Source organism: Nitrobacter winogradskyi Nb-255 (genome assembly GCF_000012725.1).
GTDB lineage: Bacteria > Pseudomonadota > Alphaproteobacteria > Rhizobiales > Xanthobacteraceae > Nitrobacter > Nitrobacter winogradskyi.
In genome coordinates this window covers 1,674,522-1,687,632 of sequence record NC_007406.1, presented here as the reverse complement: position 1 = coordinate 1,687,632, position 13,111 = coordinate 1,674,522, and the positions used below count along the sequence as shown (strand labels likewise).

At 62.8% G+C, this 13,111-nt stretch carries 8 protein-coding genes and 1 tRNA gene; 7 read left to right on the top strand and 2 right to left on the bottom strand.

Annotated elements, in window-relative coordinates; all coding sequences use genetic code 11:
* Positions 1-5: 5 nt before the first annotated feature.
* A protein-coding gene (locus NWI_RS08035; protein WP_148203749.1) for an IS3 family transposase occupies positions 6-1,357 on the bottom strand; the annotation gives its coding sequence in 2 pieces (ribosomal slippage) (positions 6-1,024 and positions 1,024-1,357; 1,353 coding nt in all).
* A gap of 504 nt (positions 1,358-1,861) precedes the next feature.
* Here NWI_RS08035 and NWI_RS08025 point away from each other — a divergent pair.
* The 5 genes from NWI_RS08025 (at position 1,862) to NWI_RS08000 (ending at position 4,312) form a co-directional block, all read left to right on the top strand.
* Positions 1,862-2,635: a M15 family metallopeptidase gene (locus tag NWI_RS08025; protein WP_011314807.1), complete on the top strand. Its 774-nt coding sequence runs from the start codon at positions 1,862-1,864 to the stop codon at positions 2,633-2,635.
* Positions 2,635-3,057: a hypothetical protein gene (locus NWI_RS08020; protein WP_011314806.1), complete on the top strand. Its 423-nt coding sequence runs from the start codon at positions 2,635-2,637 to the stop codon at positions 3,055-3,057. Before NWI_RS08025 ends, NWI_RS08020 begins: the two co-directional genes overlap by 1 nt.
* Positions 3,054-3,350 (top strand): hypothetical protein, encoded by a 297-nt coding sequence (locus NWI_RS08015; protein ID WP_041344918.1) that lies wholly within the window; start codon positions 3,054-3,056, stop codon positions 3,348-3,350. The genes NWI_RS08020 and NWI_RS08015 overlap by 4 nt, the downstream gene beginning before the upstream one ends.
* Entirely contained in the window at positions 3,351-3,584 is a 234-nt protein-coding gene (locus tag NWI_RS08010) for a hypothetical protein (protein WP_011314805.1), read from the top strand.
* A 536-nt stretch (positions 3,585-4,120) separates the two neighbouring features.
* Positions 4,121-4,312: a hypothetical protein gene (locus NWI_RS08000; RefSeq protein ID WP_148203810.1), complete on the top strand. Its 192-nt coding sequence runs from the start codon at positions 4,121-4,123 to the stop codon at positions 4,310-4,312.
* An 862-nt stretch (positions 4,313-5,174) separates the two neighbouring features.
* On the opposite strand, the gene NWI_RS07995 is transcribed toward NWI_RS08000, so the two are convergent.
* Positions 5,175-5,251, bottom strand: a tRNA-Arg gene (locus tag NWI_RS07995).
* A 497-nt stretch (positions 5,252-5,748) separates the two neighbouring features.
* Here NWI_RS07995 and NWI_RS07990 point away from each other — a divergent pair.
* Complete coding sequence (locus NWI_RS07990; RefSeq protein WP_011314802.1) at positions 5,749-10,968, top strand: alpha-2-macroglobulin family protein; 5,220 nt, start codon at positions 5,749-5,751, stop codon at positions 10,966-10,968.
* Positions 10,965-13,085 carry a penicillin-binding protein 1C gene (pbpC, locus tag NWI_RS07985; protein WP_011314801.1) on the top strand — a complete coding sequence of 707 codons (2,121 nt, stop codon included), beginning with the start codon at positions 10,965-10,967 and terminating at the stop codon, positions 13,083-13,085. The genes NWI_RS07990 and pbpC overlap by 4 nt, the downstream gene beginning before the upstream one ends.
* Positions 13,086-13,111 lie beyond the last annotated feature (26 nt).

Sequence of the window (13,111 nt, the reverse complement as noted above, 5' to 3'; positions counted from 1 at the left end):
AGAGTTTAAGCGGCCTGCAGCTGATGCTGCAAGCGACGGTTTGCGATGGTGTCGCGCTTGATGCGGTGTCGTTCGGCGAGGATTGTCTCAGCCCTGCCGAAGTAGACGTCGGCAGGTGTAACGTTGCCGATGCTCTCGTGGTAGCGGTCATGATTATAGTGTTCGACGAACGCGGCGACCTGACGTTTGAGGTCGTCCGGTAAATAGTAGTTCTCAAGCAGGATGCGGTTCTTCAACGTTTGATGCCAACGCTCGATCTTGCCCTGAGTCTGAGGATGATACGGCGCTCCGCGCACATGCTGCATGTCCTTGGCCCTGAGCCACGTGGCCAGATCATCCGCGACGTAACTCGAACCATTGTCGCTGAGAAGCCGGGGCCGCTGCCTGACGCTGACGTGATCCAGACCAGAGGCGGCCAGTGCCTGATCGAGCGTAGCCGTGACGTCGGAGGCACACATCGTGGGACCTAACCTCCAGGCGACGATGTAGCGCGAGAAGTCGTCGAGCACCGTCGATAGATAGTACCAGCCCCAGCCGGTGATCTTCAGGTAGGTGAAGTCGGTCTGCCAGAGCTGGTTGGCGGCGGTGGTCTTGTCCTTGAACTCGTTCGCCGCCTTGATCACTACATAGGCCGGACTGGTGATGAGGTCGTGCGCCTTCAGCAGCCGATAGACCGAAGCCTCCGAGACAAAGTACTTTCTCTCGTCGGTAAACCGCACGGCGAGCTCTCGCGGCGATAGTTCCGGAAGCTCCAATGCCAGGTCGATGATCTGGCCGCGGACGTCATCCGGGATACGATTCCAGACCCGATCCGGTCGAGAGCGGTGATCTGCCAGGGCCTCAATGCCGCCCGCGCGGTAGCGATCGTACCATCTATAAAACGTGGCGCGGGGGATGCCGAGCTTGTCCAGCGTGCGTTTGGCCGGCAAATGCGACTGCTCCACCAACGCGATGATCTCGGCTTTCTCGGACGCAGGATACCTCATGCCTCGTTCTCCCCATCCCCGTTCATGCTTTTTTTTAGCAGACGGTTCTCCAGGGTGAGATCGGCGACGACTTCCTTCAACGCCGAGGCTTCCCGACGAAGATCTTTCACCTCGCCAGAGGTTGCGGCACGTGCCGTGTCGCCCGCCAACCGGCGCTTGCCGGCTTCCAGGAACTCCTTGGACCAACCGTAATACATCGAGGCGGCGATGCCTTCGCGGCGGCAAAGCTCGGAGATGTTCTCCTCGCCGCGCAGTCCTTCCAGCACGATACGGATCTTCTCCTCCGCCGAATAATGCCGGCGCGTCTGCCGTCGGATGTCCTTCAGCACCTGTTCTGCCGGCGCTTTGCCTGGTCCGGATTTCTGTCTCATCTGCGCTCCAAATTGGCTGCGATGATCCAGAAATCCTCCCTTCCCGAAAACTCCTAAACTGTCTCAAGAGCCCTGACGGCGGACAGACCCTGAAGTTCTTTGAAAAGTAACGCCGCCGAATGTCACGCCCCTGCATGATGTGGAATAGCACCCCGACCAAAAAAGCTGCGCCGAGCGCGCCATAAAAATAGATTTCGGCATAGACGTTTCTAACGATCGCATCCGACAATTTTGAAATCAACAATATGGGCTGATCGACTAAATCAATCCAAGCGCTCGCCTTTGACTGGCTCATGGTCAACGTGCCCCCGGTTTCCTGCTGTCCGGCCGCAACCTATCCTCGCGCCCCTCCTAAAGGCAACTCAAAAGGACCCACCAATGCCCAGCCCCGATCGGGGAACGCTGAGCTATGCGCTGACCGGGCATTGATCCTTCGACACAGTAGGCGCGCCCTCAATTCCACAACCTGAGCCTAACCAACCTCTTTTCCGGGGACGAGAACCTATGACCAAGTGGCCGAGAGACAATCAAGCCGATCTGCTGGCTTTTTACGGCACCCCTGGCCGCGACGTCGAGCGCCAACTCGTCGATGTCGTGCCGCCTTTCCAGATGTATTACGACGGCAAGCCGATCAGCCGTATCCGGTTTCATCGGAAGGCGGCCGGCGCGCTCAGGGCGGCGCTGGATGAAATCTGGGAGCATTACGGTCGCGACCAGCGCAGGATCGATGCGCTCGGCATCTCGAAGTACGCCGGCGCCTACAACCCCCGGAAGGTGCGTGGCAGCGCCACCAGGTGGTCGAACCATGCTTATGGCGCCGCGATCGACCTCAATGCGGAGCAAAATGGACTCGGGGCCGGTCGCGGGACGATGCCGCAGCCGGTCATCAATGCCTTCAAGCGTCAGGGCGCGCGATGGGGCGGCGACTATCGTGGCCGCACCGATCCCATGCATTTCGAGTTCTGCGACGCCAGCGGGTATCCGGGGGTAACCCCTGTCAAACTCTTCGATGCTCCGGAGATCGACGCGGATAGTGATGCTCACATTGAGCATTCTGCCGCCATCGACGTCTCGCCTAAACCGACGTGGTTACGCCGCAAGTGGAAAGCCGTCACAGGCTGGTTTTCCGGCGGCGCTGGACTTGGTTTCTTCGGCTACCTGACCGACTGGCGAGTAATCGCGGTGCTGCTCGGCGCCATGGTGCTGGTTGCCGTGTTGTTCGTCCTGTTCATGGGGCCGAGCAACGTGCGCGCGTGGATCAAGCGACAGGTGAACTGATGAGCATCAAGATCATCGCCTACCTGGTCGCAGCCGCTCTGATCGCGAGCGCCTCGCTCTATTTGGCCAACCTCTATCAGAAGGCCGGCGCCTTCGACGTACTCTCGGCAGAGCATCACACCCTCGAGGTGAGGTACGGCTGCGACAAGCGGCCGGCGATCTCGGAGCGCAAATTGCCGGCCTGTCTCATCGCCCGCGGCCTCGATGCCGAGAAGGCGCACCGTGAGGAGATCGAGCGCCAGCGTAACGAGGCGGCGAGGGCCCAGGCAAAGCTCGACGCTGACAAATTGGCGGCGGAGCGGGCGCAGCAAAGTGAGAACGCGATCATCAAGGCTGCGCCGGCGTCGGATGACGGCCCGGTGCCGAAGGTTCTGCTCGACGCCTGGACACGCGAGCGCGGGCGATTGGGGATATCGAAATGAGACGCTTTTTCATCCTGGTTGCAGTCGCCGCTCTCGGCGGGTGCGCGACCGCGCCGGCGCCGGAACCAGTCAAGGTCATGGTTTCCGGACCGAAATTCCCGCCCGCAGCGTTCGCCTGCAAGAAGGATGCGGTGCCTCCGAACCCCGAGACGGTCGGCGCCAAGGCAGGATCAGCGGCTGGCAGGTACGAGGCTGCTCAACGGGCCGTCGCCGCCGATTGCCGGAGCAGGCTTCATGCGGTCGGGGCGCAGGAGCGCGCCGCCGGAAATGTCATCGAGCCGGGGGAGGATTAAATGAGCGAGGCTAAGCGGTTTGACGATCTGCCGCCGGCGACGAAGGAGTTCCTCACCAACCTGCGGCCGGATGAGATCAAGACACTGAACGATGGCATCCGTCTCATCAATTCGGCGCTGACAGTCGGTCGCTTCATGAAGTGGGTCATCATCACCATGCTCGGCATCCTCGCCGGTATCGTGATGTTCGGGGAGTCGATCAGCAAGATCGCTTCCTGGATGAAGGGGGGCTGATCGATGCGTATGGCGGTCATTCTGGCGGCGCTTTGCGCTGTCGTGTTCGTATCGCAGGCCGATGCGAGGCCGAAGCAGACGACCTCGATAATGTCGAGGTCGTCCTTTGCGCACCACCCCAAGCAATTGATATCACGTAGGAATAGGCGAAAAACGGGCCATTTGATCACCGCCCATCGGGATACCACTCGTCCCCTCCCTCCCGGCCTTCACCGCATCATGGCGACCGGAGCGGGACGCATCGTCGGAGGCCGCCCACGCGGCTGCCCGCGCCGCTACTGCGGCTGCGGGGCTTCGCTCCATATCTTCGGTCGGATCATCCCGAGGCTGAACCTGGCGGCGAACTGGCTGCGCTTTCCTCGAGCGGCCCCGGCGCCCGGCATGGTCGCAGCGCGTCGAGGCCATGTGTTCGTGCTCAAGAGGCATATCAGGGGGAAGGTATGGCTGGTTTGGGATGCCAACTCCGGCCGAGGCAAGACCAGAGTTCATCCGCGTTCGATCGCGGGGTTCACGATTGTCGATCCGAGGGCAGGGGCGTGATGCGTGCCATCCTGATCCCGCTGGCCGTGGCGGCGCTGATCGCCATGGCTGGCTGTGGTCCGTCCGGCCCGAGCGAGGCGGACATGGCCGGCTGCGCGGTTCGGGGCGGCGGTGCTCCGATATCGACCCGAGAGGTTGCCAACTGCGCCGTCGATCGAGCGGAGATCAGACGGATTCGTGAGCGCTGATGGTGCTCGCAAAAAAGGCCCGCCGGTTGGAGGCACAGCGGGCCTTTCGGGAACGGGATCGGATCTGCCGGGCAATCAACCGTTCCGGCCTTATAATGCAGTCAAGGGGATGTGGTTTCAAAGAAAGCTCAACGGGGATATGGCGGGACAGGTCTGGCCCGCGCTCACAGAAAAAGGCCCGGTCAATTCGGGCCTTTGACGTTTACCAGTACCCATAAGGGCCGAAGTACGGTCTGTAGTATGGTCGGTAGTACGGGCGATAATATCGCGGTCCATAGTACACCGGGCGCGGGCCATAATACCCATAAGGCCCGCCATAATAACCGGGACCGTAGTAGGGCGACCCCGCGGCCGCTGCAAACGCTAAAGCACCGGCAGCCAAACCTAAGCCGATGCCTGGACCGCCCCACCCTCTATGACCACGCCAGTGGGCCTCGGTAGGTGCGATTGAGGCAGCCATAATGGCGCCGACCGCCACGGCCGCAAGAATGAGTCTACGCATTGAAACATCCTCCAGTTCTACAGACAGGCTGCTCACCCGTCCGGAACCGATTAATTCTTACGGAGATGACCAAATTGTGCAAAAGGCCCGCTGTGATGTTGAGAGGCGGCGTAATAAGTTCGCGATGAAGCGGCTGCGGAGCGCGGATTGATGGAGATTAACCCAACTACGCACTCAGAAATTGGCCTAGATCGAAAACGCACGGTGCCGGGCGGCGCTAGCGATTCGGTCCCGAAACCTCGGGATTTTCCTCGGGACTTTTTGTCCCGAAACGTCCCCGAAGGTCTGCTTTTGTCCCGATCTGTTCTCATAATCCGGTCGGGGTGAGCGTTTTAGACCGTTGATTTTATTTGTATATTTTGGCGATCCCGGCAGGATTCGAACCTGCAACCCGCGGAGTAGAAATCCGCTACTCTATCCAGTTGAGCTACGGGACCGCTAAGACTTCATCCCACCGCAATATGAAAAAACTGCCTTCGCGCCAAGCCCGGATCCGAACCATTTCGACCGGGCGGACGACGAATATGCGCGATCCGCTTGTCTCGAATGATCCGTCATCGGAAACCTTGTCACCGGTGGGATGTCCGCTGTGCGAAGATGGTGATCGACGGCGAGATGGTCCTATATCGTAACAACACCAGGTAAGACCATGAATCGATCCAGCTTTTCGTGCGTTCTGGACACAAGCGGTTTGTTGGAAGCCACGCTTTGCGTTCAGGCCGGTACTCTGCACTTAAATGACAAATATCCGCCGGTAAGTATAGATTTGTTAGTGGAGTTTCAGCTTTAACCGTAGCCTTTTAGCTGTAACCGCAGCCTTGGACGCGCGGGCGGGGATGCTAGTGTCAATTCGATCCGGCACAACGCGGAAGTCGAATCCTCCGAGAACGCCCAAGCGACATTTGCGCGCGTGCCGCGCGGGGAGAGAGCTTTCATGACCAGGCTGGTTCGTGCCGTAGCCTTTTGCGCGACCTTGCTCATCGGGCTGGGATCGGTCGCCCATGCGGCGGATAAAGCTTTCAAGCGCGACGATCTGGCCGATGCGGCGATCAAGCTCGAAGCCCGGATCAAAAGTGAAGCCGGCGCGGTCGCCAAATCAGGCTCCATGCTGCGTACCGACGCCGACACGGCCTTCAAACGAGCCGATTTTCGCAGTGGCCTTCAAATACTCGGCCAGATCGCAACCGTTGCACCGAACGATAGCGGCAACTGGCTACGCCTGGCGCGGACCATCTTCCAGATCAAACCCGCCACAAGTCAGGAACAGACCTTCCTGCTGGAGCGCGCGTCCACCGCTGCCTATCTCGCCTACCAGCGGGCGACCGATCCGGGGACCGAGGCTGATGCATTGGCGGTTCTCGGTCGCGCCTTTTCGGATCGAAAGCTGTGGCGGCCGGCCCTCGACGCGTTGCGGCTCTCTCTCGATCTGCGCGAAGTGGCCAGCGTTCGCGAGCAATACGAAAAAATGCGGGACGACCACGGCTTCCGGCTGCTCGATTACACGGTAGATTCGGATTCGGCGACGCCTCGGGTCTGTTTTCAGTTCTCCGAGGATCTTGCCAAGAGGGTGGACTTCTCGCCCTTCGTCGCGCTCGCGGGAGACGACCGGCCGGCGCTGTCCTCGGAGGACAGGCAACTTTGTGTCGAGGGTCTCAAGCACGGTGAGCGCTACAATATCAACCTGCGCGCCGGCCTGCCGTCGGCCGTGAAGGAAAGTCTGCCGAAATCCGCTGAATTCAACGTCTATGTGCGCGACCGCAAGCCGTTCGTCCGCTTCACCGGACGAGCCTACGTGCTGCCGCGCACCGGCCAGCGCGGCATCCCGCTTGTCAGCGTCAACACCCAGAACGTGACCGTCAAGGTGTTCCGGATCGGCGACCGCAACCTCATCAACACCGTTGTCGAGAGCGACTTTCAGAAGGCGCTCGGCAGCCATCAGTTATATGAGCTTGGCCACGAACGCGGGATCAAGGTCTGGTCGGGCGAGGTGACGACGGCCTCCACCCTGAATGCCGATGTGACGACGGCGTTTCCGGTCGATGAGGCGCTCGGAAACCTCCAGCCCGGCGTTTACGTGATGACGGCCGCGCCCAAGGGTCCGGGTTCGACGGATGACGACGAGTCCGGCTCGCTGGCGACCCAGTGGTTCATCGTCTCGGACCTCGGCCTGAGCGCCTATTCAGGCAATGACGGCATCCACGTCTTCGTCAATTCGCTGGCGACAACCGATGCCGTGGACAAGGCGGAAGTCCGCCTGGTCGCCCGCAACAATGAAATCCTGGCAACCCGGAAGACGGATGCATCCGGGCACGCGCTATTCGAGCCGGGGCTGGCGCGAGGCGAAGGAGGGCAGTCGCCCGCGTTGCTGACAGTCAGCACCGACAAAGCCGATTATGCGTTCCTCAGCCTGAAGTCGAATGCATTCGATCTGACCGATCGCGGCGTCTCGGGCCGCGCCGTGCCATCGGGAGCCGATGCCTTCGTTTATGCGGAGCGCGGCGTCTATCGCTCGGGGGAGACCGTGTATCTCACGGCGTTGCTGCGGGACGGGCAGGGCGTCGCCGTGACCGGCGGCCCCCTGACGCTGGTGGTCGAACGGCCTGATGGCGTCGAGTACCGCCGCGCAGTCCTGTCGGATCATGGCTCGGGCGGACGAAGCCTGGACCTGCCGCTCAATTCAGCGGTCCCGACCGGAACATGGCGGGTTCGCGCGTTTACGGACCCCAAAGGACCATCCGTCGGCGAAACCACCTTCATGGTCGAGGACTATGTCCCGGACCGGATCGAATTCGATCTGACTACCAAGGCGAAACAGATTGCCGCTGATAATCCGGTAGAACTCAAGGTCGACGGCCGTTTCCTCTACGGCGCTCCCGCGTCCGGCCTGCAGCTCGAAGGCGAGTTACTGGTTGCGCCTGCCGAGAGCCGTCCAGGCTATGCGGGGTATCGGTTCGGCGTGCCCGATGACGAGGCCGCCAGTAACGAGCGCACACCGATCGAAAACCTGCCCGAAGCCGATGCGAACGGCGTCGCCACGTTTCCCGTCAGCCTCGCGACGGCCCCGTCATCGGACCGGCAGCACGAAGCGCAGATTTTCATTCGCATGGCGGAGGCGGGCGGCCGCGCGGTCGAACGGAAGATCGTGCTTCCGGTGAAACCGTCCGCCGCCATGATCGGCGTCAAACCGTTGTTCGCCGACAAGAGTGTCGCGGAGGGGGACAGGGCCAGATTCGACGTCGTCTTTGTGGCGCCGGACGGAACGTCGCTTGCCCGCAAGGGTCTGCGCTACGAACTGCTCAAGCTGGAGAGCCGCTATCAGTGGTATCGGCAGAACTCGTACTGGGAATACGAGCCGGTGAAATCGACCAGACGGGTGGCCGATGGCGACCTCTCGATCGCCGCCGACAGTCCCGCGCGGATCGAACTCTCCCCGCAGCCGGGGCGTTACCGGCTCGACGTCAAATCCTCCGATTCAGACGGCCCGCTGACATCTGTTCAGTTCGACGTCGGCTGGTATTCCGACGGCAGCGCCGACACGCCTGACCTGCTGGAAACCTCGATCGACAAGCCGGATTACCAGTCCGGCGACACCATGGTCGTTTCGGTTAACGCCCGGACCGCGGGCAAGCTCACGATCAACGTTCTAGGTGACCGGCTGCTGACCACCCAAACCACCGAGGTCAAGGAAGGCACGTCGCAGGTCAAGATCCCGGTCGGCAAGGACTGGGGCACCGGGGCCTATGTGGTCGCGACGCTGCGGCGGCCGCTCGACGTTGCCGCGCAGCGGATGCCCGGCCGCGCGATCGGCATCAAATGGTTCGGCATCGACAGGAGCGCGCGCACCCTTTCGGTCAACCTCTCGCCGCCGGAACTGGCGCGACCATCCGCACCGCTTAAGCTGCCTGTGAAGGTCGGCGGTCTAAGCCCCGGCGAAGACGCCAAGATCGTCGTCGCCGCCGTTGACGTCGGCATCCTCAATCTCACCAACTACAAACCGCCAGCGCCCGACGACTACTATCTGGGCCAGCGTCGCTTGACGTCTGAAATCCGTGATCTCTACGGACAACTGATCGACGGGATGCAAGGGACGCGCGGCCAGCTCAGGACCGGCGGCGATTTCGCGGGAGCGGAGTTGCAGGGCAGCCCGCCGACGCAGAAGCCGCTCGCGCTCTATTCGGGCATCGTCACGGTCGCCGCGGACGGCACGGCCGAAATCAGCTTCGACATTCCGGAGTTCGCGGGCACGGCGCGCGTGATGGCGGTCGCCTGGACCGCGACCAAGCTCGGGCGTGCGACGGTCGATGTCACGGTGCGTGATCCGGTGGTGCTGACGGCGACCCTGCCGCGCTTTCTGTTGACCGGCGATCGGGGCACGATGAGCTTCGATCTCGACAATGTCGAAGGTCCGCCAGGAGATTATACCGTCAACGTCAGAACGTCCGGGCCGGTGAAGGTAGCGGGCAATGCCACGACCGCGATCAAGCTCGCGGCCGGGCAGCGCAGTTCGATGGCGCTGACGCTCGATACCGCGGGCTCCGCCGGCGCTGCCCGGTTCGACATCGATATCAAGGGACCGAACGGCCTGAGGCTGGCGCGGCATTACGACCTCGAGGTTAAGCCCGCGACACAGATCCTGGCGCGTCGCTCTGTGCGAACGCTGGCGAAGGGCGAGAGCCTGACGCTGACCTCGGATATGTTCTCGGACCTCGTGGCGGGCACGGGAGGGGTGTCGATGTCGGTCGGCCTGTCCTCGGCGCTGGACGCGGCGAGCGTCCTTAAGGCGCTCGACCGTTATCCGTTCGGCTGCTCGGAGCAGATCGCAAGCCGGGCGATGCCGCTGCTCTACGTCAATGATCTCGCAGCGGAAGCCCACCTCGCGATGGATACCAGTATCGACGATCGCATCAAAAGCTCGATCGAGCGGCTGCTGGCAAGGCAGGGCTCGAATGGTTCCTTCGGCCTGTGGTCGTCCGGCGGCGAGGATTCCTGGCTCGACGCCTACGTCACGGACTTCCTGACGCGCGCTCGCGAGAAGGGCTTCTCCGTCCCCGACATTCAGTTCACGAGCGCGCTCGACCGCATCCGCAACTCGGTGGTGAACGCAGCCGAGCCGGAAAAGGACGGCGGTCGCGACCTGGCTTACGGGCTTTACGTTCTCGCCAGGAACGGCGCCGCCCCGATCGGCGATTTGCGTTATCTGGCCGATACCAAGTTGAACAATCTGGCGACGCCGATCGCCAAGGCGCAACTTGCCGCGGCGCTCGCGCTGGTCGGCGACCGGGCGCGCGCTGAACGTGTTTATATTGCTGCGGCTGAAAGCCTTGCGCCGAAACCGGCACTCGAATTCGGCCGGGCGGACTACGGCTCGGCGCTCCGCGATGCGGCAGCGCTGGTATCGCTGGCGAGCGAGGGCAACGCGCCGCGAGCCACGGTCACCCAAGCGGTGCAGCGGGTGGAAGCGGCGCGGGGGCTGACGTCCTCAACCTCGACGCAGGAGAACGCGTGGCTGGTCCTGGCGGCGAGGGCGCTTGCGAAAGAATCAATGTCGCTCGATGTCAACGGCGCGCCCGTTAAAGCCGCGCTTTATCGCAGCCACAAGGCGGCCGAGCTGGCCGACAAGCCGATCAAGATCACCAACACAGGCGAAGCGCCGGTGCAGGCGGTGATCTCCGTGGCCGGCGCGCCGGTTACTCCCGAACCGGCGACCTCGAACGGCTTCGTAATCGAGCGCAACTATTTCAACCTCGACGGAACGCCCGCGGATCCGACCCAGGCCACGCAGAACGACCGCTTGGCGGTCGTTCTCAGGATCACTGAAACGAAGCCTGAATACGGTCATATCCTGGTGGCGGACTATCTTCCGGCAGGATTCGAGATCGACAATCCTAATCTGGTATCCTCCGGGGACACCGGGACGCTCGACTGGATCGAGGACGGCAAGGAGCCGGTCAGCACTGAATTCCGTGACGACCGCTTCACCGCCGCCATCGATCGCACTGCGAGCGACAAGGCGGTATTCACCGTGGCCTATGTCGTGCGCGCGGTGTCGCCCGGAAAATACGTGCTGCCGCAGGCATACGTGGAAGACATGTACAATCCCTCGCGCTACGGCCGCACCAGCACCGGCCGCGTCGAGGTGCGTTCAACAAAATGACCACCCCGGACACCCCCGCAACGATCGTGCAGCCGCGTCGCTGGCGGCGGGTGAAGCTGGCCGCGGCGATGATGGCGGTTGTCGCGCTTGTCGCCTCCGGCGCGGTCACGGGCTGGATCGTCTCGCTGGGACCGCTGCCGCTGGCGAAGGCGCACGAGGTTTCGACCACCGTGCTCGACCGCAACGGCAAACTGCTGCGCGCATTCGCCATGGCGGACGGCCGATGGCGATTGCCGGTCGATGCCACAACCGATGTCGATCCCGGATATCTCAATCTGCTGCTGGGTTATGAAGACCAGCGGTTCTATTCGCACGCGGGCATCGACCCGCTCGCGCTCGGCCGCGCGGCGCGGCAACTCCTGACCCGCGGTCACATCGTCTCCGGCGGCTCGACCATCACCATGCAGCTCGCCAGGCTGATCGAACCGCGCCAGCGGCGATCGATCTACGCCAAATTGCGTCAGATGGTTCGCGCGCTCCAACTCGAACGTGAGCTTACAAAGGGCGAGATCCTCAACCTTTATCTGACGCTCGCGCCGTTCGGCGGCAATCTCGAAGGTATTCGCGCGGCGTCCCTTGCCTATTTCGGCAAGGAGCCGAAACGGCTGTCGCTGGCGCAGTCGGCCCTGCTGGTGGCCTTGCCGCAATCGCCGGAACGTCGACGACTCGACAGACACCCCGCGGCGGCGCGCGCCGCCCGCGACCGCGTGCTCATGCGCATGGTCGAGGATTCGCGCATCGGCGCGGAAGACGCCAGGCGGGCCATGGCGGTGCCGGTCCTGCGGACGCGACGACCGTTTCCAATGCTGGCGCCGCATTCGGCGGATCAGGCTCTGGCTACCAACAAGGATTCAAACCTGATCCGGCTGACGCTGGAATCCGGATTACAGCGCCAGCTCGAAACTCTGGCGCGCGACCGCGCGGCGGCGCTCGGACCGGACATTTCGGTCGGCATCATCGCGGTGGACAACGCTACCGGCGATGTGGTCGCTCATGTCGGCTCCGCCGATTATTTCAACGAAAGGCTGGCCGGGCAGGTGGACATGACGCGGGCGGTGCGCTCGCCGGGATCGACCCTGAAGCCGTTCATCTACGGACTGGCCTTCGAAGACGGCCTTGTTCACCCGGATAGCCTGATCGACGATCGCCCGGTGCGGTTCGGTAGCTACGCGCCGGAAAACTTCGATATGACGTTTCAGGGCACCGTCCCGGTGCGGCGGGCCCTGCAATTATCGCTCAACGTTCCAGCGATCGAACTGCTGGATCGCATCGGGGCGAGCCGCCTGTCGTCGCGGCTGAAACAGGCGGGCGCGAGTCTGGTGCTTCCCAAGGACGAAGCTCCGGGCCTGGCGATGGGATTGGGCGGCGTCGGCGTGACGCTCCATGACCTGGTGCAGGCCTATTCCGGCATTCCCCGACTGGGCATCGTGATGCCCCTACGCGAGATCGAGCACGACGACTCCAGCGTCCGCTCGCCTTTGCGGCTGCTGGATGCCGTTGCCGCCTGGCAGGTGGGCAATGTCCTTCTGGGAACACCCCCGCCGGAAAACGCAGTCCGGAACCGGATCGCGTTCAAGACCGGCACGAGCTACGGCTATCGCGATGCGTGGTCCGTGGGCTTCGACGGCCGCATGACGATCGGCGTCTGGGTCGGACGCCCTGACGGCGCGCCGGTTCCTGGCCTTATCGGACGCGTCGCGGCCGCGCCCATTCTGTTCGATGCCTTCGCTCGCACCGGCCGGCTGCCTGCGCCGCTCCCGAAGGCTCCGCGCGGAACCCTGATCGCCGCCAATGCAAAACTTCCGCTTCCCTTGCAGAGGTTTCGTTCCGCCGGCGAACTTATCAGGATCGCCAATCGTGAGCGCAGGCTCCATATCCAGTTTCCGCTGAACGGCTCGCGGATCGACGCCGGAGCAGGGCAGGGAACGCTGTCGCCGCTGCCGGTGAAAGTGGCGGGCGGGAGCCTGCCGATGACGATGCTGGTCAACGGGAAAGCGGTGGGAGCGATCGACGGCCGTCGCCAGCGGATGATCGACCCGCCCGGGCCGGGCTTCGTCCGGCTGACCGTGATGGACGCGGCTGGCACCACGGACACAGTTACGGTCAGAATTCAATAGCAGCCGGCTCAGCGGTTGTCCCTGCC

Coding starts and splice junctions, on each gene's coding strand:
- NWI_RS08025 (WP_011314807.1), top strand. CDS start 1,862: ATGACCAAGTGGCCGAGAGACAATCAAGCCGATCTGCTGGCTTTTTAC.
- NWI_RS08020 (WP_011314806.1), top strand. CDS start 2,635: ATGAGCATCAAGATCATCGCCTACCTGGTCGCAGCCGCTCTGATCGCG.
- NWI_RS08015 (WP_041344918.1), top strand. CDS start 3,054: ATGAGACGCTTTTTCATCCTGGTTGCAGTCGCCGCTCTCGGCGGGTGC.
- NWI_RS08010 (WP_011314805.1), top strand. CDS start 3,351: ATGAGCGAGGCTAAGCGGTTTGACGATCTGCCGCCGGCGACGAAGGAG.
- NWI_RS07990 (WP_011314802.1), top strand. CDS start 5,749: ATGACCAGGCTGGTTCGTGCCGTAGCCTTTTGCGCGACCTTGCTCATC.
- pbpC (WP_011314801.1), top strand. CDS start 10,965: ATGACCACCCCGGACACCCCCGCAACGATCGTGCAGCCGCGTCGCTGG.